Genomic DNA, 23,316 nt, shown 5'->3' with positions numbered 1-23,316 from the left:
ATTCATCGAGATGCACCCGACATTCGGTCATCGAGGTCAGTAAGCATGTCCCCTCGCAGCGATCGCGCATCGTCATCGACTCGATGACTGAACTGCAACGCCGGCAACGCACGAAGGTGAGCGCAGCGCCCGGTCATCACGCATTACATCCATGGGTAGGCCTGCCTCTCTGGTCCTTGAGATCTGGGCAGGAGCGGCTAACGTCCGCCCGAAGTTCGAGGGCGTGCGCTACATGCAAGCCGCGGATCAGACAGTCTCTGAACTGACGTCGAGAATGTAGCTACGGGCCGAAATCTCGCCGCGGGCAGCGCGCAGCAGTCGATAGTGCGGACAACCGCACGCGACGGAACGTTTGCTGTTGCTAAAGCGCGCGATGCGGTCTCGGCTCGATCGAGGTGGTCTGTCAGGCCTCCCGGGGACGCGGCGGCGGTAAGGCCAGCGATGAACTGTGGTGGGTCGGGCACAGAAACCGTGTAATCAGGCTCCGCGCTCCCCGGAGTAAGGGTCTCGGCGGCGGCGACCGTCCAAAGTAGCCTCACCGTTCCTACGACTCCGACGATGGTCCACTAGCTATTTCGTATGTTCTGGAGGTGACTGAAGGACGATCTAGGCATCACTCCCCCGGATGGTCTGACGCCGAACGGGCTAGCCCGCTTGGGCGGTCGATGTAGGACGGAAAGACGATTGTGCATGGCCTACCGATCTTGTTGCGCACCTCGATGACACGGCAGGTCTCGCTTCGCTGAGACCTGCCCGACGTCACCGCTACCGGTCGGGAACGAATTGTTGACCGCAGATCTGAAGAAGCAACGGCCAATGCGTCACCCAGCGCGCTTTGCGCCACTGATTAGATCGGCGGTAATCGAACTTCTGAGGGCATCGGCGTCGGACGTTGCGTCGCTGTTCATCAGCACAGCGACAGCGTGGCGCTGATCTTCGGTCAGCACCACCATGTTTGTGGCGCCGACATCGACGCCTGAATGCCCGACGAGAGCCGTTCCGGCGATCGTCTCTTCAGTCCAGCCTAGGCCCTGATAGTGCACGATCGAGGGCTCGACCTGTCGGCGCAGCATCGCAGCCACCGCGTTCGGCGACAAGATCGCTGGCTCGCCGCCGAGCATGGCGCGAAGCGACGTAGCAAGGTCGGCCACCGAGCAACGGAGCATTCCAGCAGGGACGTCCAGATATCCTTGCTGCGGCAGCTCGACGAACTCGCCCTTCTCGTATGCGTAGGGCTTCGCAAGCACATCCGGCGCGAAATCTTTGAGGTACCAACGTGCATTGTGAATTCCGAGCGGGCCCAGCACATGGTCGTAGACATACGAAGCGAAAGGCTGTTGGCTGACCTGCTCGACCACGTACCCCGCCAAGGCCACGGCGACATTGCTATAGGACCACAGGCCGCCTGGTTTCGTGCGAAGGAAAGTACCGGACGGCGAATAGGTGGAGCCACCTTCTGAGAGATAGTCCCGCAAGAAGCGCGACAGACTTTGCGTGGGATCTCCAGCTCCAGATGTCTCGTACCGTTCTTCGTACCCGCCGTCGGAGATGCTGGACGTGTGAGTGAGTAGCTGTCGAGGTGTGATCGGGTCCCGTGGATAGTGGGCGTTCTTTACCGAGAAGTCGATAAAGTCATTGATATCACTGTCTAAATCTCGGCCGCGCTCCTCGAACAGGTGAACCAGAGCGGCGGCCGTGAATAGTTTGCTCACCGAAGCGAGATGCACGGGGGTGTCGACGGTCAATCGTCGCCCCCGATTCACGTCAGCGAAACCAAACGCCGCCGTGTAGTGCGCTCCAGTGCCTTTGGACACGATCGCGACTTCTACCCCAGCTACCCCTGCCCCCTTCATACGGACCGGAACGCCGGCTTCAAAGCCACGGCGCCAGCCTTCGAATGACTGGTTTGCATTCTTGGTACCGCATGCCGACAAAGCCGCGGGGACAAGGAATCCGGCGGATACCAACCTGAACACCGAGCGTCGCGTGAGATTCATGATCGAAAGCTCCTTGCACGGAAGAGATCTGATGGCGGCCAGCGGACCGTTGGCTTGAGTGCATGACTACGGTGAAATCGACACAAATGTCAGATGCCAGCTTGCAGTGCCATGTAGCTAAGACAACGCTGCTCCATTACGGCGTCATACGCCATCGGTCCTGCGATCATGGCCTCCATCCAACTCGATGTAGTTCTATCCAGTTGACGCCCGAGGGGATTTTTTCCCCGTACATCGGTGACACTTCTGCTGTAGTGGCGGTTCCTATCGAGCCCATTCTTCTTGCCCCCAGCGGTGTCGGGTGCGCCTGGCCCGAGTCTGACGACCACCCTGCAAGGTGTCGTAGCTACAGATCTAAGGTCAGGCGAAGACAGTTGGCTCGGCTGATACAGATCATGATGGTGTCTCCGCGGGCGCGCTCTTCGTCGTCGAGCACATCGTCGCGATGATCCGGCGTCCCGTGTAGAACAGCCACCTCGCAGGTTCCGCAGACGCCCTCTCGGCAGGAGTATGCCGTGCCAGGGAGCACACCGAGGACTACATCGAGGATGGTGCGGTCCGCGGGGACCGTGAGGACCTGTCCGGAACGGGCAAGTTCGACTTCGAACTCGTTGTCTCTGTCAGTGAGCGTTTCGGCCGATGTAGACGCAGCGGCGAACCGTTCGACGTGCAACGCGTCTGACGCGAGGTGCTCGGTGCACAACGCCTGCACCGCAGTCAGCATGGGTTCGGGGCCGCAGCAGTACACCGCCGTCCCGGGCTCACAGGTTCCGATGACCCGGTCGAGATCTGGTATTCCATGTTCATCTTGCGGGAACAGTTCGAGTTCACCGCCGAGCGCCGTCAATTCGTCTACGAAGGCCATGCTTGTGCGGGACCGGCCGCCGTAGATTAGCGCCCAGGGCTTGTGTCGGCGCGTTAGTTCACGTGCCATAGCCAGAATAGGTGTCACCCCGATTCCGCCAGCGATCAACAAATACCTTTGCGCATCTTTCAGACTGAAATGGTTTCGCGGACCACCGATTTCCAGCAGACGGCCGGTGAGATTGGAGTCATGAACTTCCCTGGATCCTCCGCGGCCCTCGGCGGCGCGAAGCACGGCGACTCGATACAGAGTCGAGTCCGCCGGATCTGAGCACAGTGAATACTGGCGGATGAGCCCGGATGGCAGATGCATGTCGATGTGAGCGCCGGGCCCCCAGCTGGGCAGCTCCTCGCCTTGCGGATGGCGCAGTTCCACGGAGAGCACATCGGCGGCTTCGCGGTTGATCTGTGTGACGAGTAGCTTCTGCGGCCCCGCTGTCATACGGCACTTCCGCTGGGCTGAGGCCGCCCGATAGCGGAACGCTCTGCCTGTAGCAGATCACGCATCACCCGTTTGGCGAACTTGCCCGCGCCCGTTTTCGGGATGGCGTCTACGAAGCGTATCTCGTCGGGGAGCCAGAACGCCGGAAAGCGTTCGCGCAGATGATCACAAAGCTCCTCGCCGCTGGCTTTCGCGCCGGCGCGCAGCGCGACGAAAGCGAACGGCCGTTCTACCCAACGGGCATGGGGCACCGCGACCACGGCGGCTTCAGCGACCGCGTCATGCCCCATCAACGTGTTCTCCAACTCCACTGAGCTGATCCATTCACCGCCTGACTTGATCAGATCCTTCTTGCGGTCAACGAGGGAAACGAAGCCATGCTCATCCACGGTGGCTAGGTCCCCGGTGGAGTACCAGCCGTCCCGGAACACGGAATTCGTGGCCGCATCTGCGCGGTAGTACTCATCAGCGATCCATGGGCCGCGCATCTGGATTTCGCCAATCCCTGCGCCGGAAGCAATTACGTTGCCGTCGTCGTTTACCAAACGCATCTGCAGGCCTGGCAGCAGCCTTCCCTGTGTTGAACGCACGTCCAGCTGTTCATTGCGTGGATGGTCGGCCATCGCACGCGGCGCCCTGCAGATGTGAGTGCACGGCGACGCCTCGGTCATTCCGTATGCCTGAATGAACAAGGTGCCATAGCGGTTTTCGAATTCGTCGGCCAATGCCCTGGGGATGGCCGAACCCCCGCACATGATGCGGTCGAGGGTGGAGAAATCGCGTTCCCGTTCGCGCTGGGCTTCCAACACGCCAGTCCAAACCGTGGGCACCCCCGAGGCTACGGTGACTCCGTGAGCCTCGATCAGGTCGGCGATGTCGGCTGATGTTGGCCGCGCACCTGGAAGGATTAAGGTGGCGCCCGTCATCGTCGCCGAGTAGGGCAACCCCCATGCGTTGGCGTGGAAGAACGGTGTCATCGGCAGAATGACGTCCCGCCCCGAGATGGCCAATGCGTCGGCGGTACACATCGTGGTGGCGTGCAACACTTGTGACCGATGGGTGTAGATGATGCCTTTGGGCCGGCCAGTGGTCGCGGACGTGTAACACAGCCCGGCCGCACTGCGTTCGGCGACGTCGGACCATTGATAGTCAGTGGACTCCGTGTCCAACAGCTCGGCGTAACTATGAACTTCTCGTCGAGAGATGTTGGCGCCGAGAGCATCTGGCAGCGGGCCGACTACCACGATGTGACGCACCACGGAGATGCCGTCCAGGGCTTTGTCGAGCAGGCTGAGGTGTTCGGCGTCAACGATCACAACCTGGTCATCGGCGTGGTCGATCACGTAGCGAAGATCTTCGACTGGCAGGCGGAAGTTCAAGGTGTGCAAGACAAAGGCGGCTGCGGGGATTCCGAGGTAGCACTCAAAGTGTGCAACGGTGTTCCAGCACAGCGTGCCCACGCGGTCACCCGCACGGATCCCCAGCCCGTGTAGGGCCGCAGACAGCCGACGGGCCCGTGCGATCGCGTCGCCGTAGCAGGTGTGCCGATCCCCGTGCCGGGTTCGTTCGATGATCTTCGTTGTCGCGTACAACTGTTCGGCGCGTGTGACATACGACCCGAGGGTCAGATCCGTATCCATCATCGGCGATTAGCCTTGCGCGGAGAAGAAGCGGGCGACTTCACTGCGAAAAGCCTCGGCGCGCTCGACCTGGGCCCAGTGCCCGCATCGGCCGAGGACAACGAGATCGGCATTGGGTAGCACCTCGACCAGTTTTAGCGATGTTGCTGTCACCGGGACGACGCGGTCGGCCACGCCGTGGATCAGCAGCGTCGGCGTAGCGATCTTCTCCAGCGTCGTGAACGGCAGTGATGCGTCGTCGATGTGGCGTTGCCGCGGGGCGGGAAACAGGTTCGACCATTGTTCGGCTACGCCGGGTGCCAACGTGGCCTCGTAGCGTGCCTTCACTAGTTCTGGGGTGACGTGTGATTTGTCGTAGGCCATAAGTTCGAATATTCCCCGCATATTCTCCTCGCTCGGGGTGTAGCCGTAGAGCTGGTCGACCTCGCGGCTTACGGGGAATGTCACTCCCGCCGAACCCATCAACACCATCTGCTCGACGAGTTCGGGGTAATGGGCCGCGATGCCTAGAGCGATTCCACCGCCCATCGAGTTGCCAACCAGTCTTGCCGGCGCAAGATCTAGTGCGTCAAGGAATGAAGCGACGTGCTCCACCCGGTTGGCGTGGGTGAAGTCGATCGATGGCTGCTGCTGGGTGCCACCGTAACCGACAATGTCCGGTGCGATCAGGGTGAAGTGTTGGGCCAGTTTGGATGTCATCGTTGCCGCCCAGTTCGCCCGTCCCGACACGCCGGGCCCAGAGCCATGCAGCAGAACGATCGTCGGGCCCACGCCGGATTGTAGGTACTTCGTGCTGTATTCGTCGTGCTGGATCGTCTTTTCGATGATCGTTGAAGAATCGGTCGTATGTGTCATGTTGTGCTTCTCCGTTCATAGATCCCATGGGTGATGTGCTGTGCGGCAAGCCGTAAGAGTGAGCTCAATGCGGGGAGTTCACCCCATGGAGGTCACGGGGTTTCTCGCAGAGTCGCGTCGAAGAACGCAAGCAGTTCCCGCCACGCGTGTGTCGCCGCGTCCTCGTGATAGGTGTCCCGGGCATCGTTAAAGAAGGCATGGCCCGCGTTCTCGAGAACCAGATCGGCCTTCGCGCCGGCGGCTTGGGCCTTGGTAACGAAGGCCACGGCGTCTTCGGCCGGGATGAGGGTGTCTTGGCTTCCGTAGAACAGCTTCGCTGGGCAAGATAGATTGGCCGCCCGCGTCAGCGGGGACGGCTCGGGGGGCGCACCCAGCGTCCCGTACCCAGCTGGCGGTCCGTAGAAAGGCGCTGCGGCTGCCCACCCGCCGTACGGGTCTGTAGCCGCCAACAGTGCGAGATATCCACCGAAGCAGAAGCCGACCACGGCGACCCGTTGCGGATCCACACCTGCTAGCGAAACCAGCGCCTCGCGCGCCGAGTTGAGGCCGCTCACGAGCTTGTCAGGGCCCAGATCGAAGATACGGCTTAGTGCACTGGGATAGTTGCCTGCAGCCGCATCTTCGACGATTCCACGGTCACCAGCGAACATATTTGGCGCGATCGCCGAGTAACCGCACTCCGCGAGCCGATCGCATAGGGACGCGAAATGATCAGTGAGTCCCTCGATCTCGTGAACGATCACCACACCCGCACCGGTGTTTTTCGTGGTCGTCGTAGCCAGGTAGGCGTCGGCGGACTGCTGATCGCCGAGGCTGATGGTGACGCGCTGGGTCATTGTGCTCCTTTACGGTGACTGGGTTCAGCGCGGCCCGCAGGAGACGGAGCCGCGGCACCCGAGGGTGCTGGACTTTGGGTGAAGGTCAGCATGCGGAGGTGCCGGCCTGACCGCTCATATCCAAGGCAATATCGACGATCATGTCTTCTTGGCCACCGACCAGACGCCGACGACCGACTTCGAGCAACAACGCGCGGGCGTCGACTCCGTAGCGCTCGGCGGCCCGTTCGGCGTGCCGCAGAAACGAGGAGTAGACGCCCGCGTAGCCGAGAGTTAGTGTCTCGCGGTCAACCTGGACCGGCCGGTCGCGCAATGGTCGGACCAGATCGTCAGCGGCGTCCTGAAGTGCGTATAGATCGCAGTTATGTTCCCATCCAAGAAGATTGGCCACAGCGACAAAAGGTTCGATTGGGCAGTTCCCGGCTCCAGCGCCCTGCCCCGCCAGGGATGCGTCGACCCTTGTCACCCCTTCCTCGACGGCTACGATGCTGTTGGCCACTGACAACGACAGATTCTCATGAGCGTGCACGCCGATTTGCGTGGCGGGGTTCAAGGAGTCCCGGTAGGCGCGGACACGGTCACGCATCCCGCGCATCGTGATACGGCCTCCGGAATCGGTGACGTATACGCAGTTCGCGCCGTAGGTCTCCATCAGCTTCGCTTGTGCCGCAAGCTCAGCGGCGGACACCATATGGCTCATCATCAGGAACCCGGAGACATCCATGCCCAGTTCGCAGGCGGTGGAGATGTGCTGGGCGGAGATGTCGGCCTCAGTGCAGTGAGTTGCGATCCGCACTGACCGCACTCCTAGGTCGTAGGCGCGCCGCAGTTCGGTGATGGTGCCGATCCCAGGTAACAGCAAGGTGGTTAACACCGCACGGTCGATGTTGGCGGCGGCCGCCTCGATCCACTCCCAATCGGTGTGGCTGCCAGGACCGTAGTTCACCGAACTTCCGGCCAGGCCGTCGCCGTGGGCGACTTCGATGGCGTCGACGCCGGCGGCATCGAGCGCAGCGGCGATACGGCCAACGTCAGCAGGGTTTATGCGATGCCGGACAGCATGCATGCCGTCACGCAGAGTGACGTCTTGCACATAGACGGTGGTGCTCATCGGATCACCCCCGCTGATGATGTTGTACTGTTGTGCAACAACTTGTTTCGAGAGCCGATAGCATCGGCGACGCGCAACGCGGCAGACGTCATGATGTCGAGGTTGCCGGCGTAGGCAGGCAAATAGTGTGCAGCGCCTTCGACTTCAAGGAACACCGAAACTCGAGTGGTTACCTCATCCGCAGCGCGGGCCGTCAACGTGTGGATCGGCTCGACAGGGTCAACTGGGGTGAACTGAACTTCCTGCTTGAGACGGTAGCCGGGCACATACTGTGCTACTCGCATGGCCATGCTGGCGATCGAAGCTCTCACCGAGTCGTGGTCGACGTCGCCAGTCAAACAGAACACGGTATCGCGCATGATCATTGGTGGTTCAGCAGGATTGAGGATGATGATCGCTTTACCGTGCGCTGCCCCGCCGACCAATTCAATTGCGCGGGAAGTTGTTTCGGTGAATTCATCGATGTTGGCCCGGGTTCCCGGGCCCGCTGAGCGGGACGCAATGCTGGCGACGATTTCGGCGTAGTGGACCGGCGTGACCGCGGCGATGGCGGCGACTATCGGGATGGTTGCTTGTCCGCCGCAGGTGACCATGTTGAAGTTGTCGGTGCCGGCGTTGAGGTGCTCTTCGAGATTGACCGGCGGCACCACGAAGGGTCCGATCGCCGCAGGGGTTAGGTCAATGAGTGTCTTACGGTGGGGTCTTAGTTTTTCGGCATTGGCGATGTGCGCCTTGGCCGAGGTGGCATCGAAGATGATGTCGATGTCGCCGAAATTCGGCAACGCGATCAGTCCGTTGACACCGTGGTGGGTGGACGGAACTTTGAGCCGGACAGCTCGAGCCAATCCGTCCGAGTCGGCATCGATGCCGACCATCGCCCCGACCTGCAGGGTGTCGGATAGGCGCATCACTTTCATCATTAGGTCGGTGCCAATATTGCCCGAGCCGATAATCGCGACTTGTGTCTTAGCCACAGTGCTCCTTTGCGGGGAAATTTGCTGACACCGATCCCAGTACGCCGATATCAGCGCGGACGTGTGTACCTGGTGGTGTCGCCACCATCGGCCCGAGGGCTCCGGACAGAATGATCTGCCCGGCACGCAGTGGCTGGCCGTACTGCCTGGCGGTGCGCGCCAGCCAGGCTAAGGCGTTGAGTGGGTCACCCAGGCAAGCGGCTCCGCTGCCCTCCGAGACCTGAACATCGTTCGCATACAGCTGCATCGGAACATCGCGTGGTTCGAAGTCGTCGACGGACAGTTGCTTATGGCCCAACACAAACAGCCCGCTTGATGCGTTGTCTGCGATGGTGTCAGTGATGGTGATATCCCATTCCGCGATGCGGCTATCGACGATCTCGAGTGCGGCCACTGCGAAGTCGATGGCGCCGCGAACCTGGCCTGCATTGAGGTCGCCCTCGGCGAGGTCATCCTTCAGGATGAAGGCGATCTCCGCTTCAGCCTTGGGCTGCAAGAGCCTTCCGCGTGGGATCGATTCTGCGCCAGTGATATCCATATCGGCGAACAGCACTCCGAAGTCAGGCTGGTCAACTCCGAGCTGCTGCTGCACCGCTTGCGACGTCAGGCCGATCTTGCGGCCAACGACCACGCCGCCGGTCGCTTCCCTGCGCCGAGTCAGTTCTTGCTGTACGGCGTACGCGAGGTCGATGTCCTCGCCTCCGATCAGTTCACGTACCGGCGGCACCATCTGGCGCAGCCGAAAGCCTTGGGCAAGGCGGTCGGCGACAAGGGCAACGAGATTGGTGTCGATTTCGGTGGTGCTCATGGCTGCGGGGCCTCCGTAGTGCTGGTCGCGTGCGGCGGGCCGATTTTCGTCCCAGTGGTCAACACGGTTGCAAGCGAATGGTTCTGGATTGTGATTGAAGTTAGTGATGAGCGTCGGTAGTCGCTATCCACTCGACGCGGGCGTTGTCCACAGGCTTGTCGGTGCGAGGTGCTACGAATGCACATCTGCGGCCGTGGCGGTCCCGTTCCAGCCTGAGACAAGTGATAGATACTCAGTGGCGGCGTGCAGGTTTCGCTGAGCGCGATGATGCACTGTCTGCCGACGGCGGCGAGGGTGAACGAGACGGAATCGGCAGACCTTCGCTGCTTGCCCAGTCGGCGGCCATGAGCTCGTTGGATGGCAGCGTCTCGTCGAGCGCCTTTCGGGCCACTTCGACTCCGGCTACGGGCAGGTCCGTGCCGAGCAGCCCCAGTTGGACCAGCAGCGAAGCTTGATCCCAATAAATGTGCTCATGGTGCAGCTTGTCGCCGCGGAACCCGACGACAGACACGATCGGGATTTCCACGTACTTCCCGGTCGGCGCGACACCTGGTAGAAGCCAAGGTATTTCGCGATCGTGAGTCAGGCAGGCAACGAATTCATCGACAACCCGGGTCGGCCCGACGGTGCGCGAGATGGGAATGACCCGTTGTTCGGGGTTGTGGTCGACGAAGTGATACTTGTAGAAGCGGGCGAGCAGTTCGAACCCTGTGCCGCCGGTCATGGTGGGGATGTGATTCACGTAGGGCTCGCTGACCATGGTGGTCAGCGTCGCGCCGGCGTCCTTGGTTTCGAATTCCAGCCGCAGATGTTCATCCCATAGCGCGTTGAGGTCATAGTGGGGTCCCATTGTGGCCCTGAGGAGTTCGATCATGCGAGCGAATCCGAGATCGGTGGCCCGCACATCGTAGCCGGGCTGTTGCGGGTTGGCGAACAGATGCCGCGCGCCCTCGTAGATGTCAACGGACACGGAATCATGCCCGTCGGCGGCCGCTGCCACGGCGGCCTGCGCTGCCTCTGAACTGTGTTCGTCGTCGCCGGCAAGATGCAGCCCGAAGGGAATTGAGATTTCCATCAACTCCTGCAGATGGCGGTCTAGGTCGAGGGGGTAGAAACTCACGCCGCAGTCGATCCGGGTACGCGCGGCCGTTAGCACCGCCAATAGGCCACCCATGCAGTAGCCGACGGCGGCGACCTTTCCGACATGTTCAGGTCGCGCCCGCAGGTACTGCACGATGCGCACCACATCGCCGACAGAGCGGTCGATGTCCAACGATCGGTATAGGTCGGACTGTTGTTGCGGTGCTGCGGCGTCATCGCCCGGTTCGGCGCTCGGCGCTACCCGCCAATACAGATCCGGGACTACGACGACGTAGCCCTCCTCTGCCAACAGATCAGCGTGCTGACGGATTGCGTCGGTGAGACCCCAGACCTCGTGCAGCAGAACGATACCGGGGCCCGAACCTCTACTCGGCGTAGCAACGTAGGCCCGCAGCACGCGGCCATCCTCAATCGCCACATCGACGTATTCGCTCATTGTTGACCTCTTTTCACTGTAAGACCTGCCGCGCTACAAGAAGAAGCTGAGATTGGCGATAGGTTCGTCGGCGTTGATCAACGTGGCCTTCTTGCGCGCGATCAGCCAGGAATCGTCGTTTGCGGTCAACATGTACTCGTACCGGCCGGCGAAGGTGTGCTGCTCATGGCGGCGCAGCTCGGTGAGGTTGAAGTTCGCATAGACGGCGATCGTGTCTGGGTTTGCGTCGTCTTCTATCTCGATATTGGCCAGGATCCGGCTCATCCGCGATGGAGGATCTTGGGCATAGGCCTGGCCGCTGTTGAGCCGCATGATGCGACCTTCCAAGCCCTTGCGATCGAGGTAGGCGATCGCAATGTGCTTAAGCGGATCGTTGTCACCATCGTTGCAGGGCACCCAGTATTCGGCTTCCGGAGCCCATAACGCCATCCATTCGGTGTAGCGGCTTTGGTCGAGCAGTCGCGCTTCGCGATAGAGGAACTGGCGCACCTGCTCGATCCCGAGCATCATCGTCATTTCTCAGACTCCGATCGTGTCGTGGACATTCTTCGACAGCACGTCGCGCCAGTAGTGATACAGGCCGCGCGCGTTCGCTTCGTCGGTGACTTGCGCTGTGACGGAACCGTCTTCATGGTGCGTTTCTCGATGCATACCGCGTCCCAGGTATAGCCACGGGTTGACATTGGCGGCCAGGCCCATCTGGATGCGCTCGAAGACGTCCTGGTCGTCGCTGCCGCCCATGCCTGCCGGCGGGAAGAACCCCTCATGTCCACGCAGCCGGGCGGTGTTGACCGCATCGGGCACGCCTTTGAGTAGCGCCGGAGTGAGGATGACTTCGGTCAGATCGACGCTGATCGGGCGCAGCCTCCGAACCATGCCCGAGAGGACGCCTAGGTTGGGCCATACCCCCATGTGGCTACCCCCAGCCATCATGAGCTCGTCTGCCCGTTCCTCGCCGTGGTTATCCTTGAGCGACTGGATGTAGTCACCTTGCGGTCCACCACCGCGCAGCACGTGGTCGCGGACCGAATCATGGTGCAGCCGGTTGTAGGGCCTGATATCCATCATCGAATGCCCACTACCGAGGTAGACGTTGCGGGCTTCCGATGTCTCGCTGCTGACCTCACTGATGTCGATGCCCTGCTGCTCGGCGAGCACATCGAGCAGAGATCGATGCAGCAGGTTGACGTGGTAGAAGTCGGCGGTGTTGTCGAGCTGCAACTTCCAATTGCCTCTGAAATAGAACCGGTTTACTCCGGCACGGCACTCAATTTCGCCAAGGGGCGAGAGGTCCAGGAACAAATCGATCTGCTCTTTGACCAGCGGGCCCAGATGCTCGTCGATGCCTGGGCCATCTTCGGCCAAGCTGGCGAAGATGAAGCCGCGGTAGAAACCCACCCTGGGCGGCTTGGGCAGATCAAAGTCAGATTTGCGAAAGTCCGGGCCATAGCCGTCCGGGTAGGGAACGCCGATTAGCTTGCCGGAGTTTCGGAAGGTCCACAGATGGTATGGGCAGCGGAACGTTCGGGTGTTGCCCGACTCTTCCGTGCATAGGATCGCGGCTCGATGGGTGCAGCGGTTCATCACCACATGGATCTCGCCAGCAGCATCGCGGGAGAAGATGATGGGTTGGCGACCGATGAAGCTGGTGCGGAAGTCCCCAGGATTGGGAACCTCGCTTTCGTGTCCGATATAGGCCCAACCGCGCTCGAAGATGATCTCCATCTCCGCGTCAAAGATCGCGGGGTCGGTCAGCGCCTTGCCATGAATTCGGTCGGGCAGCACTAAGGCGTCGATGTCATCCGCTGTCAGCTGTCGTGCTGTCACGAATTTCTCCAAGTTTCTCGTCGGGTTGGGTTGATTCCCGGTCGGCCGGTGTCTCAGAGCCACCGGAAGAAGATCCGGGCGGCTTCCCACAGGTCGCCTTGCCACGTACGACGCTATGACGTGTTTGCGAGTGGCACTATCCGCCCAGCGCTGCGGTTGTCCAGATGCTGTCGCAGACCCGAAAGCGCGCGAGGCCAGCACCTTTGGGGCTCGCTATAACAGTGAATGCCGTGGACCGGTGTGATCCAACTAGGCGACAAGAGGGGGCTGGTCAGCGCCTTAAGGTCTGGGAAGGAGACTCGCCGAAACGTCTGCGGTACTCCACCGAGAAACGTCCCAAGTGCATGAAGCCCCAGTCCAGCGCGATGTCGGTGACGCTGGCTCCCGATCGAGGATCGGCGCTGGCGAGGGCGTCGCGGGCCCGGTTGAGACGAACCTCCCGTAGGTAGGCCATCGGCGAACAGCCCACCAGGTCGTGAAACCCCTGCTGCAGAGCCCGCACGCTGACACCCGCGTCATTGGCGAGTTTTTCGATGGTCAGGGGAAATTCCGGGTGCTTCTCGATGCGTTCCAGAGTGCTCTTGATCGGGCGCGGAGCTGCTGGGTGCTGTTGAGCTCGCAGCGCCGCGCTGTAGTTGTGTCGATGTGCGAGGAGCAGTCCGGTCAACAAGACGGACTCGAGTTGCGACTCCAGCAGCGGGTGCTCCAAAAGCCCTCCTGGGCGCTGCATTTCAGTTAACAGCAGGTCGAGTGCGGCACGCCAGCTCCGGCCGCGACTCGATCGCAGATCCATCGCGAGTTCGAATCGAAGTGGCTCAGATGCTGGCCGCCCGATAAGTGATTGGAGATGTCGCTGCAGGTGCGCGTCGTCAACGCGCACGATGACCTGCGTGCACTCCGGCGCCCACTGCATCGAGCAGTGCCGCCGGGGATCGAGCACAGAAGCGATGTCGGAGGTTGAGGTCATCTCCTCGCGGCCCGAGACGATAACCGCGCTGCCGCGCACCGGCACTTGGATCAGGTGAAACGGCAACTTAGGAGCATCGGCCTCGATCCTGATTGCGGTGCCGTATTTCAGTCGCATCACGCCGAGGTTGTTGATCTGCACCGCGCTGAATCGGGCGTTCACGTCCTCCTGGCCGAGCCGGTCGAGCCGGTGGGTGGTGATGGCGTTCGTCACGGCTTCTCGGACACAATCAAGGTCATCGGTGTGCACAGCATGCTGCGCGATTGCGGGGCTGACACCTGTCATCGCCGTACTCCTTCGCGGAGCCAGTCCGACCGACTATGGATGGCCTCATCTTCAGATGGCTCCGAACCTCTAGTCTCCCCCGCTGCCAGCAAAGACTCAAGACCCGGGACAGTCCCGTTCGCGGCTGCCGTACCCATGGTGTTTAAGCTGGTGCCGCAGCATTGAACACCGCGAAACACTTGTTCGAGTTGAAGACATCGGTGGTCACGAAAGAAGACCAGCTCAGTCCAAGTCCCAATTCCTCCATGGCGCCAGCCAGGCAGAACCAGTTGAGCATCTCGTGCTGCCCCGCATCCACCAGGTCTCGGGAGGCGGTCCCATTCCAAGTCGCCCAGTCGCGGCGCACGAAGGCATCGTAGAGCCGGCGATCAGCGTCAGTGTCCGGGCGCAGGTGCCACGCCTTGTCATTGAGAAAGGCGTGTGACCAGCTTGAGGAGGCAACGAGGGCGACCCTCTTGTTGGTGTGATTCAAGGCCCGGGCCACCGCGGCACCGAGGGCGTAGCAGCGTGACGGTGATGGGCCTACTGGGTCCAGTCGTTCGTCATGAATCTCGGCGAATCGGGCCAACCCGCCGCGGCGCACGATGGCGTGCTGGCCGTAGCAGTTCACTGTGATCGGCAAAATCGGATACGGAAACTGTCGGCCTGCATGGGCGTAGTCCAAGAACAGCTGGGTGTTGGCGATCGCGTGCGGGAAATGCGTTCCCTCACGCTTCTGATAGGAGTAGGCGATATCGAAGCCGTCCTCGATCAGATCGTTTGCCAACTGGCGTGCACCCGCTTGGTCTCCACGCAGCGTGAACGTGGTGTCGTCGGGCAATCCCCACACATTCGGCACTCCCCGTTCGTTCATGACTGCGAACGCCTCGACTTCGCTTTGCCCATAGGCAAGCACACAGAACGGCGGTACCACTTCCTCACGGAAATTCTCGTACTGGTCATCGCCCCACACCACGACCACATCGGGCTGGAACGCATCCAGTGCTTCGCGGCAGCGCCGCATCCCCTTGAGCAGTTCATGGCGATGCCCGCCAGCTGCGGCCGTCCCGCCATCGTCGCCCCATTCACGTTGCATCAGTTCTGGCCAATGCGACGAGTCCTTCTCAGCCTCGGGAATGCCAGGATCGGTCAGCGTCCAGCGCAGTAGATCAGCCATGTGAGGATCGGGCACGGTTAGCAACGGATAGTGGGTCAGTCCCAGACCCAGAAACTGCGCCATGATGGTGTCTCCTTCGTTGTCTCGTCGAATGTCGGCTAGCGGGGTTGGCCTAAGCCATCCGCTGCAAATCGGTGACCGGTCAATGCGTAGGCGTTGCGCCATCCGATAGCCGCGCACATATCGGTGTCAAGGCGTTCGGTGGGCCCGGCCAGAACCGCCCCGGCTGGGGTTTCCTTGGCCGGGAACGGATAGTCGCTACCGAACAACACGTGATCGGCGGTAAATCGATGGACCGCCAGGGCTAAGCTCTCGGCGTCATAGGTCAGCGAATCGCTGCACAGCCTCCGGGCCAGGGCTGAGGGCAGCCGTTCAGCGGGCAGCGTCGGGTCTTTCAGCATTGCGCCCCGATCTAAGCGCGGCAACAGCCAGGGCAGCGTCCCGCCACCATGGGCCAGGCATAGATGCACCGCAGGGCGACGTTCGAATGCTCCACTGCTCAGAAGTTCGGCCGCGGCCATCCCTGTCTCAGAGGGCATGCCCACCCCGAAACTCATCACCAGCGACGTCAGCCTGGCGTCGAGCATGTTGTCTGCCGGATGAATGAGTACGAAAGCATCGAGTTCAGCTGCTGCGCTGAAGAACTCATCGAAGTCTGGGTGGGACAATTCGCGGTCGCCCACGCGGGTGCCGATCTCGACACCGCGAAAGCCCAACTGGCTCATCGCACGTTCCATCTCGGCTACCGCCGCCCTTGGATCCTGCATGGGCACCGCACCCAGGGCCGCGAGACGGTCTGGGAACCGTCCCGTCAGATCAGCGAGAAAGTCGTTCTGTGCCTGCGCCAGCGCGATGGCGCCCTGCACCGGCGCGTCGTGACAGAACGTGATCGGTGTCGGTGAGACCAGCTGCACCGCAACGCCGTCGGCGTCCATATCGGCAATCCGACGTTCCGCAGACCAACACCGATCGTCGATCTCACGGTATGGGCGACCACCGACCTGGATCTGGGCCGTCGTTGACGTGTGCATCTGCACCGATGGCCAATGTCCCCACGGGAAGAGCGTCTCCAGATCCGGCAGCGACGGCGCGATCGCATGAGTATGGATATCTACCAACCCGCCGCTAGCGGCGGGTTGCAACCCCTCGGCATCCACATTCACATCCATCACGTTGACTCTCTCCCTGATCCAGCGGTCGGTGACCTGCGTCTCACAATTCTATAGGCAAGATTAGCGCTATCGCCGATAGATTCGTCAACACGCCTTGGTGTTAGCGCTTCTACATGGGGGTTTCGGTAGTAAACTTCACACAGAAATGCGCATGTTTTGATGCACACGAGAGGAGTGCTGATGGGACAGATCCCGAAAACCAGCGGTGGGCAGGCTTCTCGACAGTCCCGGGCGCAGCAAGTGGCGTCCAGTATCGAGGGTGAAATTCTTGAGCAACGCATGGCGGCCGGCGCCCGGGTCGGACTACGGACCGACCTCATCAGACGTTTTAACGTGAGCGCCACCGTTATCAATGAAGCTCTCGGAATTCTGCGGGAGCGCGACCTCATCGAAGTCAAACCCGGCCCTAACGGTGGAGTCTTCGTCTTCAATCCCCCACCGCAGGTCCGCTTGGGCGGCATCGACGTATGGCACCAAAATCTCACCGTCGATCCCGAGGATCTGTTCGAGGCACGCCGCTACCTCGACAATCTGTTCGCCCCCGTCGCCCTGCAGCGGGCACAGCCCGAGGACATCCAGGCCATGCAATGGGCTCTGGACGACATGAGCGCCGCTCAACACGATGCGAGGGCGTCGCTGGCGGCCACCATGCGACTACACCTGGCCATAGCACGAGCCTCGCGAATTGAAGTCCTGGTCGGCATCTATCAGACAATCACGACCACCCTGACTGCGACCATGACCGAGGCGCGCTTTGTCGCCGGGATGGCCGACGTACGGGGACGCCACCTTCAACTACACGCCGACATCGTCGCCGCGATCCGCGATGGGGATCCCATCGCTCTCGAGAAACTTATGTCTCAACATCAGGAGAACATGACTCGCATCGTGTGAACGTCGGCAACCTGACGCCGATGGCCGTGGAGCTCTTGCAATGCCAAGAATCCGACGTCGTGCCCATCCATCCGTCAACCCCGAATCCAAAGCGCAACACAGTGTCTTGAACAACGCACTCTCGAGGTCCAGTCGATCAAACAGCTCTGTCCCACAAGCGTTGTCCGTACGAAACCCTAGGTAGGAAACCATGAGGATCGCCAAGCTTCGGTTGCAACACTTCCGCGGTTACGAAGAAGAAACAATGATCTTCCACCGCCACGCGGTGATCTCAGGTGAACCACGCGCAGGCCGGAGCGATCTCGTTGAGGCCCTGCGTCGAGTTCTTGATCCGCGAAGCACACACGGCCCTGTCGACCCGCTCGACATTCATCGAAATGGGGATGACCTGGCCGATGAGCTCACACTTACGGAAGTGGAAGTCACATTGCTCGACCTTGGAGTCGAGCTGGAAGACCTGCTATGGGAACACCTGACCACCTTCAACCCTGACACTGGTGAGACAGCATCCTCCGGCGACATGCAGACGGCCGTCCGAGGGGTTGCGCTGTGTTACCGAGCGAGTTACGACCTCGAAACCGATACCGGAATGCACTGGGTTGATTTCCCACTCTTCAGTGCACCAGATATCGGTGATTTCGCACGAGTACGCCGCGACCTTCGGGACGCGATACCAGTCTTGTTTCTGAAAGCCGGTACACCACTGCAGATCCGCTCTGACGGAACGCTACGTAGGTTGGTGTCAGACTCCGATCCATTGGGCCTCGCTGAAGCGCTCACTGTTCTGGATTCGGACGTTCGGGCAGCTACCCAAATGTTTTCGCGATCATCGGCAATCGCCGGCGGTATCGAAAGCGTGTTGGCCTGCGGGGTCCGGGATCTACTTGGGGTCATCAATGAAAACTCTGTCGAGCTTGTGCCTGAAGACGGGACACTCGCTGGACTTCTTCGCACACTCGAACCTGTCCTGACATTGGATTCGGCTGGGGCGCTTCCCGTTCGATCTCATGGATCGACTGTGCAGAGCATAGTGACGACCGCCGAAGCGGTCGCGACCACCGCCGCACAAGGCGGAAGTTGCGTTGTGGTGGCAGACGATTTCGGAGATCGCCTCGATACGGCAGCAGCCCAATACTTGGCTCATCGACTTCAAACAACCGCCGACCAAGTCATCATTACAACGCGCCGCCCAGACGTCGTACGGGCCTTCGCTCCCGAAGAGCTCATACGCCTCACACGACGCGACGGGCGCCGCAGGACTCATCGCCTCGACCACACACCCGACAAGAAAGAACGCTTGCGTCGGCGGCTCATTCTTGATCAATTCATGGCCGCGATCACCTACCGGACAATCGTGCTGATGGAAGGCCCCACCGATGTGGAAGGGTTCGGCGCTGTTGCTCACCGTATGGCCAAGGAAGGAAACAATAGTCATGGCAACCTTGAGGCCCGATCTACACGATTGGTGTCTCCGCCCGGTAGCGACGGCGGCATAACTCGGCTCCCGGGATTCGCTCAACTCGCGCTGACCCTTGGGTTCCGCGTCCGTGTGGTCATAGACAACGACAAAGCTGGGCTTGAAGAGAACATCGACAAACTCCCGGCCAACGTGGAGCAAGTCGTCATACTGCCTCCGAAGACCGCCGTTGAAGCAGCACTTATTCGGGGATTGCCCTTCGAGGTACTAGAAGATGCTACTACCGCACTCGTCGACGCCGGAGAAATCGACGCAATACCCGAATCAGTCGATGACCTCACCAAGTACCTGATCAAGTCAAAGACACTCAAGAACAGCGCCGTGCATGTCGCATGGGCTCATCTCGTGTCCGAAATACCTCCAATAGCAAGACAACTCATCGAGATTCTGTGCCAGCCTGCGACGCAACAACGCCTCGATCTGCCCGACATAGAGCACGCGCCGTGACCGAGCCATTCGTCGCCAATGGACCCGAACAACAACAGGTGATCTCCACAGAGGCGCAAATGACGGTGGTCCTTGGCGGGGCCGGAACAGGCAAATCTACGTGCGCATTGGCCGCCGCCCGAGCACACCTGGAACGGGCAACAACCCCCAGACGCGATCGGGCGCTCTTTCTTTCGTTCTCCCGGGCGGCAGTAGCACGACTAATCGAACACAGCGGGGGCATCCTCGGTGAGCACGCCGAGAGAGTCGACGTCTTGACCTTCCATGCACTGTCATATTCGATTGTTCGAAGGTTTGGCTCACTCCTAGACCAACCTGGCGTTGTCTTAGTTAACAAACACTGCGCGGCGATCAGAGATCTAGCCCCCCATGAGATCGGGTACGACGACCTGCATCCAATGGCGCGCGAGATACTGGAGTACTGCCCCGCGGCGAAAGAAGTCATCCAAAACCGTTGGAGTCTAATAATTGTCGACGAGTTTCAAGACACCGACTCTGATGAAGAAGCACTCCTGGCTCTGATCGCCGTCGGCGCTCGCCGTATTCTGCTCGGCGACCCGAACCAATGCATCTACGCTGACCTTCCGATGCGCACCGGCGTTCGCGTTGAGCGAATACTCGAGGCTTGTACCGCTGCCGGATCCGCGAACGTTATCGCGCTCCCAACACGGTCACATCGCGATCCTACTGACGTTATCCCCTTGCTGGCCCAAGAAATACTGAATCGGCGGTTCAATTCCAAGCCCGTGATCGAGGCAATCGACCTTGGGCGCCTGAAGATTTGGCGAGGAATCAGTGCTAACAACGAAATTGAAGTAGTTGATGACGCCATCCAGGACCTGCGCGCAGAGGGGCACAACGTTGCGGTCTTCACCCATCACGTCGATACGCTCGCCAAGCTCGCTGACGGACTCGAGAAACGAGGAATCCCCGTCGACGTGGCAGGCTTGAGCGATGCCCTCTCATGCGCACTCGACGCTCAAGTGGCGATGCTGAAGTACGCCGTCGAGGACATCAAATGGGAGAAGGTGTTGGAGGCGCTAGGAATCTTTGTAATTAGCGCTCAACGCGGTAAACAACGGCCGCCGCTCGTCGATCATCTCGTCTATGGCGGGGGGTCGGCCATGTTGTGGCGAAAGCTCACCAGTCTTAGGGAACTCCTGGAACTGACAGAGGGAATCTCCGAACTCATGGCGATCACATCGGACGCCCATCGATTGATCGGTCTTCCGGCGAAGATCTCCGCATGGGAGCGTGCCTCATTGCTGTTACGTCCGATGCGTGCCCGTGCGGCCCGCCAGCTTGGGACGGGCGCTGGCCTGCGACTCATCGTCCGAAACATCGCCGCTGCGGCACGGGAAACGAGCGCTGCCGAGCTGACACTGTCACGAGCTGACTACGAGGATCCGGAGCGGATCCAACTCATGAACCTCTATCAAACCAAGGGCCGAGAAGCGGACGCTACGGTAATCATTTTGCGTGAAGATGATTTCATGGGCAAAGAACGCGAACCGTTCCCCAACACCAGCCGATTGCTCTATGTCGTGTTTACGCGAGCCCGCAAACGTATTGTTGTGTTGCTCATCGGCAACGGGCTTCCGCCAGCGGTCACGCCACTCCTGAGTTTGGCGCACTGGGCACCGCACGGTCGCCTACCGGCCGTGTAGAACAGTGCATCCTGCACGTGAACTTCTCACTACCGCAAAGAGTCTGACAGCCATCCGACACTACCGATAGCTGTGCCTTTACAGGTCCGCATTCAGCGTGAGCGACAGTGAAGTACGCCTGGCCATCGCTCGAAAGATGAATCCCTGCGGTGATGACCCCTGACGCACCGAAGATGCTCTACGGCAACCTAACTGAACTTTGATAGCCCACAGTTCCATCGTGCCGATCGGACTTGAGTTCCCCATTGGCAGCCATCGTTTCGAGCAGGGGCTTGACCTGGCTCGCCTTAAACACGGTGCGGTACAGAGCGAAATGGCGAAGGTCGCGTACGGTGGTCCATTGGGTTCCCGCTGCTCGTATGCGCGCTGTTATCAGACGTTTGAGCGGCTCCGTGTTCGGTTCGAACTCAATTTCCAATGTCTGCTGATCAGGGTCACGTGGATCGCGGTAGCCGGCCCCGGACACCGAATCCACGTCCCACATAGCCTCTTTCATCTTCTCAAGTCCGCGGACGTGGGTGGTACCGAAAACCAGATACAAAGATTTGCCTCGAAGATCGATGAGTTCGAAGTCGAGGATGTACTTGAAGCCAGCGCCTCGAATCGTGTCGCGATAGTGCTGTAGTAGCCACCGCGCCTTCATCTCGGATGGTTGTTCGGCTATCTGCCTCCACCCCGTTCCCCCGAATACCTCATCGCCCTGCGTGAGATCGGTGACCTCGGCGAAACGCGAAAAGTACTGGGGCAATATGGTAATGATGACTTCGCTGTTGCCGTTTTCTGCGACACGGCGGACCAAGTCCAATGGCACCGCGCTGCCCCATGTGTCTAGCACCACCAGCATGGGCCGCCCCCACGCCGAATGGGCGGTGAGCAACTGCTCCAGAGTGGGAACGCATTCGCCGGTCTCGATATCGACAGTGATCCCGTATTTTGGGAGGTTCTGTAGCGCGACAGGGGCCGCGGCCACAGCGAGTCGCTCATTTAGCAGCGTGGTGCACCTGGGGTCATGGTCGACGAACAACAGTCGCATCTTGCGGCTCGTGGTTCGCAACTTGGGGTCATCGAGGATGGCGCGTAGAGCGATAACTGGCGACCCATGCGCGCCATCGGTATAGATACCCGGTCCGGCGAACCCCTCTGCGTAGGTGACGTCACCGCGCCAACCCCGCGCCATGATCGTGGCCGAGCTCCTCGGCTACAGCTACCAAGTCGCTCACCTACACGCACAAAAAGCAGCGCAAACCTGGTCTCAATACGCTGCAGGTACGGCCAGCAGCAAGCGAACAAAACAGGTCAGGCGATTGCCCGAGATCCATTGAGAATGAACAACGTTGGCGCTGCCGGACTGCTCGACCCGCCTCTGATCATCGAGCGGCGACACCGCCGGGAGCCGTCCGTGCGGTCCGGAATTCCAGCGGTGTGACACCTGTGCGCCGCCGAAAGAAGCGGGTGAATGTGGTGGGTTCGGCGAAGCCCACGGAGCGGCCGACGGCCTGCACTGGTGTGGTGTCGTGGGCAAGGAGTCGTTTGGCTTCGAGCAACGTCCGTTCGTCGACGAGTTGTTTGACGGTAAGTCCGGTATTGCGCAGAGCGCTGCGATTGATCGTGCGCGCCGAGTAGCCCAGCTGCCGGGCGTAGTCGCCGGTGTTTCTTGTTGCGGCGAAGTTGGCGTCGATCGCTGCGCTCAGCGCCTCGAAAAGACCCTCTGCTGGACGTGGCACAGCGTCGTCGGCCGCCGCCGGATCGGCCAGAGCGAGTTCGACGATCAGGACGCCCAGTACGCGCGCCACGAGTTCTTCGTGCATTTCCGGTGGTATTGGACGGGCCGCGGTCTCGATGAGGTCATCGAGACGTCGCCGACCCGCAGATGCATCCGCGGTGGCCTGGGCCCATAGAGCCCGCCGTTGAAACGATCCCCTGAGCGAGCGTGCCCGCTCGTCGAGCCGGGTGGGCTGAAACAAAACGACCGTCGCGGCGACGGGTTCGGGATTTGTGGCTGTCGGTGTATGTGCGGCATCGACATCGAACCACTGCCATTCCTGGACCTGCCCTGCGCGCACCCAGAGCACATCTCCGGGGCTCATCGCGTACTCGACGAAATCCACGGCGTGGTGCAGCGTTCCCGTGTGGCACACCAGTAGCAGATCGAAGTCGACTCGCTGAGGCCGCAAGAACTGCTCTCTCTGCGGCTGGGCACGTGCACGCAATTTGGCCAGTGACAGCACTTCGATCGCCGGCCGTGTCGTCGAGTACCCGACATTCCAAATCCTGGCTTGTCCAGTTTTGTTCACTATATGACCTCAAATCACCATGACATCTGTGTCAGCGAGTCCAACAATAGAGTGCGTCACCTAGCG

General features: G+C 60.7%; 19 protein-coding genes. 3 read left to right on the top strand and 16 right to left on the bottom strand.

Annotated elements, in window-relative coordinates; translation table 11 throughout:
- Positions 1 to 821 precede the first annotated feature (821 nt).
- From FZI91_RS15975 to FZI91_RS15910, 14 genes are all read right to left on the bottom strand, one after another.
- Positions 822 to 1,853, bottom strand: coding sequence for a serine hydrolase (locus tag FZI91_RS15975; protein ID WP_243733995.1), 1,032 nt, complete (start codon positions 1,851 to 1,853; stop codon positions 822 to 824).
- A gap of 490 nt (positions 1,854 to 2,343) precedes the next feature.
- Positions 2,344 to 3,303: a PDR/VanB family oxidoreductase gene (locus tag FZI91_RS15970; protein WP_155940010.1), complete on the bottom strand. Its 960-nt coding sequence runs from the start codon at positions 3,301 to 3,303 to the stop codon at positions 2,344 to 2,346.
- Positions 3,300 to 4,946 (bottom strand): long-chain-fatty-acid--CoA ligase, encoded by a 1,647-nt coding sequence (locus tag FZI91_RS15965; RefSeq protein WP_155940008.1) that lies wholly within the window; start codon positions 4,944 to 4,946, stop codon positions 3,300 to 3,302. The genes FZI91_RS15970 and FZI91_RS15965 overlap by 4 nt, the downstream gene beginning before the upstream one ends.
- Before the next feature lie 6 nt (positions 4,947 to 4,952).
- Positions 4,953 to 5,798: an alpha/beta fold hydrolase gene (locus FZI91_RS15960; protein ID WP_155940006.1), complete on the bottom strand. Its 846-nt coding sequence runs from the start codon at positions 5,796 to 5,798 to the stop codon at positions 4,953 to 4,955.
- A gap of 92 nt (positions 5,799 to 5,890) precedes the next feature.
- On the bottom strand, positions 5,891 to 6,634 hold the full coding sequence (locus FZI91_RS15955) for a dienelactone hydrolase family protein (RefSeq protein ID WP_155940004.1): 744 nt from the start codon (positions 6,632 to 6,634) through the stop codon (positions 5,891 to 5,893).
- Positions 6,635 to 6,719: 85 nt separating this feature from the next.
- On the bottom strand, positions 6,720 to 7,745 hold the full coding sequence (dmpG, locus tag FZI91_RS15950) for a 4-hydroxy-2-oxovalerate aldolase (RefSeq protein ID WP_155940002.1): 1,026 nt from the start codon (positions 7,743 to 7,745) through the stop codon (positions 6,720 to 6,722).
- On the bottom strand, positions 7,742 to 8,719 hold the full coding sequence (locus FZI91_RS15945; protein WP_162526431.1) for an acetaldehyde dehydrogenase (acetylating): 978 nt from the start codon (positions 8,717 to 8,719) through the stop codon (positions 7,742 to 7,744). The genes dmpG and FZI91_RS15945 overlap by 4 nt, the downstream gene beginning before the upstream one ends.
- Positions 8,712 to 9,527 carry a fumarylacetoacetate hydrolase family protein gene (locus tag FZI91_RS15940; RefSeq protein ID WP_155940000.1) on the bottom strand — a complete coding sequence of 272 codons (816 nt, stop codon included), beginning with the start codon at positions 9,525 to 9,527 and terminating at the stop codon, positions 8,712 to 8,714. Before FZI91_RS15940 ends, FZI91_RS15945 begins: the two co-directional genes overlap by 8 nt.
- 232 nt (positions 9,528 to 9,759) lie before the next feature.
- Positions 9,760 to 11,064, bottom strand: a complete 1,305-nt coding sequence (locus FZI91_RS15935; RefSeq protein WP_155939998.1) for a dienelactone hydrolase family protein — start codon at positions 11,062 to 11,064, stop codon at positions 9,760 to 9,762.
- A gap of 33 nt (positions 11,065 to 11,097) precedes the next feature.
- Positions 11,098 to 11,580 carry an aromatic-ring-hydroxylating dioxygenase subunit beta gene (locus FZI91_RS15930; protein ID WP_155939996.1) on the bottom strand — a complete coding sequence of 161 codons (483 nt, stop codon included), beginning with the start codon at positions 11,578 to 11,580 and terminating at the stop codon, positions 11,098 to 11,100.
- A gap of 3 nt (positions 11,581 to 11,583) precedes the next feature.
- Entirely contained in the window at positions 11,584 to 13,092 is a 1,509-nt protein-coding gene (locus tag FZI91_RS15925) for an aromatic ring-hydroxylating dioxygenase subunit alpha (protein ID WP_162526432.1), read from the bottom strand.
- A gap of 70 nt (positions 13,093 to 13,162) precedes the next feature.
- A complete protein-coding gene (locus FZI91_RS15920) occupies positions 13,163 to 14,143 on the bottom strand; it encodes an AraC family transcriptional regulator (protein WP_155939992.1) in 981 nt (326 codons plus the stop codon).
- Positions 14,144 to 14,285: 142 nt separating this feature from the next.
- On the bottom strand, positions 14,286 to 15,362 hold the full coding sequence (locus tag FZI91_RS15915; protein ID WP_155939990.1) for an extradiol ring-cleavage dioxygenase: 1,077 nt from the start codon (positions 15,360 to 15,362) through the stop codon (positions 14,286 to 14,288).
- A 35-nt stretch (positions 15,363 to 15,397) separates the two neighbouring features.
- Positions 15,398 to 16,468 carry an amidohydrolase family protein gene (locus tag FZI91_RS15910; RefSeq protein WP_155939988.1) on the bottom strand — a complete coding sequence of 357 codons (1,071 nt, stop codon included), beginning with the start codon at positions 16,466 to 16,468 and terminating at the stop codon, positions 15,398 to 15,400.
- 183 nt (positions 16,469 to 16,651) lie between these two features.
- Here FZI91_RS15910 and FZI91_RS15905 point away from each other — a divergent pair, with 183 nt between their 5' ends.
- The 3 genes from FZI91_RS15905 (at position 16,652) to FZI91_RS15895 (ending at position 20,956) form a co-directional block, all read left to right on the top strand.
- Positions 16,652 to 17,365: a FadR/GntR family transcriptional regulator gene (locus tag FZI91_RS15905; protein WP_155939987.1), complete on the top strand. Its 714-nt coding sequence runs from the start codon at positions 16,652 to 16,654 to the stop codon at positions 17,363 to 17,365.
- A 244-nt stretch (positions 17,366 to 17,609) separates the two neighbouring features.
- Positions 17,610 to 19,289, top strand: coding sequence for a hypothetical protein (locus FZI91_RS15900; protein WP_166548258.1), 1,680 nt, complete (start codon positions 17,610 to 17,612; stop codon positions 19,287 to 19,289).
- Positions 19,286 to 20,956, top strand: a complete 1,671-nt coding sequence (locus tag FZI91_RS15895; protein WP_162526433.1) for a UvrD-helicase domain-containing protein — start codon at positions 19,286 to 19,288, stop codon at positions 20,954 to 20,956. The genes FZI91_RS15900 and FZI91_RS15895 overlap by 4 nt, the downstream gene beginning before the upstream one ends.
- Before the next feature lie 178 nt (positions 20,957 to 21,134).
- Here FZI91_RS15895 and tcmP read toward each other — a convergent pair whose 3' ends face one another.
- Positions 21,135 to 22,133: a three-Cys-motif partner protein TcmP gene (gene tcmP / locus FZI91_RS15890; protein ID WP_239001858.1), complete on the bottom strand. Its 999-nt coding sequence runs from the start codon at positions 22,131 to 22,133 to the stop codon at positions 21,135 to 21,137.
- 190 nt (positions 22,134 to 22,323) lie between these two features.
- Positions 22,324 to 23,250 carry a helix-turn-helix domain-containing protein gene (locus tag FZI91_RS24245; protein WP_155939981.1) on the bottom strand — a complete coding sequence of 309 codons (927 nt, stop codon included), beginning with the start codon at positions 23,248 to 23,250 and terminating at the stop codon, positions 22,324 to 22,326.
- Between the last annotated feature and the right edge of the window lie 66 nt (positions 23,251 to 23,316).

The organism is Mycobacteroides sp. CBMA 271 (assembly GCF_009729205.1).
In the GTDB taxonomy this organism is placed as follows: Bacteria; Actinomycetota; Actinomycetes; order Mycobacteriales; family Mycobacteriaceae; genus Mycobacterium.
The sequence above is the reverse complement of the archived record's forward strand: the minus strand, read 5'-3'. Positions and strand labels throughout refer to the sequence as shown.

What these genes read in the sequence shown, in the direction of transcription:
- FZI91_RS15975 (WP_243733995.1), bottom strand. Translation starts at nt 1,853, where the DNA reads ATGAAGGGGGCAGGGGTAGCTGGGGTAGAAGTCGCGATCGTGTCCAAA.
- FZI91_RS15970 (WP_155940010.1), bottom strand. Translation starts at nt 3,303, where the DNA reads ATGACAGCGGGGCCGCAGAAGCTACTCGTCACACAGATCAACCGCGAA.
- FZI91_RS15965 (WP_155940008.1), bottom strand. Translation starts at nt 4,946, where the DNA reads ATGATGGATACGGATCTGACCCTCGGGTCGTATGTCACACGCGCCGAA.
- FZI91_RS15960 (WP_155940006.1), bottom strand. Translation starts at nt 5,798, where the DNA reads ATGACACATACGACCGATTCTTCAACGATCATCGAAAAGACGATCCAG.
- FZI91_RS15955 (WP_155940004.1), bottom strand. Translation starts at nt 6,634, where the DNA reads ATGACCCAGCGCGTCACCATCAGCCTCGGCGATCAGCAGTCCGCCGAC.
- dmpG (WP_155940002.1), bottom strand. Translation starts at nt 7,745, where the DNA reads ATGAGCACCACCGTCTATGTGCAAGACGTCACTCTGCGTGACGGCATG.
- FZI91_RS15940 (WP_155940000.1), bottom strand. Translation starts at nt 9,527, where the DNA reads ATGAGCACCACCGAAATCGACACCAATCTCGTTGCCCTTGTCGCCGAC.
- FZI91_RS15935 (WP_155939998.1), bottom strand. Translation starts at nt 11,064, where the DNA reads ATGAGCGAATACGTCGATGTGGCGATTGAGGATGGCCGCGTGCTGCGG.
- FZI91_RS15930 (WP_155939996.1), bottom strand. Translation starts at nt 11,580, where the DNA reads ATGACGATGATGCTCGGGATCGAGCAGGTGCGCCAGTTCCTCTATCGC.
- FZI91_RS15920 (WP_155939992.1), bottom strand. Translation starts at nt 14,143, where the DNA reads ATGACAGGTGTCAGCCCCGCAATCGCGCAGCATGCTGTGCACACCGAT.
- FZI91_RS15915 (WP_155939990.1), bottom strand. Translation starts at nt 15,362, where the DNA reads ATGGCGCAGTTTCTGGGTCTGGGACTGACCCACTATCCGTTGCTAACC.
- FZI91_RS15910 (WP_155939988.1), bottom strand. Translation starts at nt 16,468, where the DNA reads ATGGATGTGAATGTGGATGCCGAGGGGTTGCAACCCGCCGCTAGCGGC.
- FZI91_RS15905 (WP_155939987.1), top strand. Translation starts at nt 16,652, where the DNA reads ATGGGACAGATCCCGAAAACCAGCGGTGGGCAGGCTTCTCGACAGTCC.
- FZI91_RS15900 (WP_166548258.1), top strand. Translation starts at nt 17,610, where the DNA reads ATGATCTTCCACCGCCACGCGGTGATCTCAGGTGAACCACGCGCAGGC.
- tcmP (WP_239001858.1), bottom strand. Translation starts at nt 22,133, where the DNA reads ATGGCGCGGGGTTGGCGCGGTGACGTCACCTACGCAGAGGGGTTCGCC.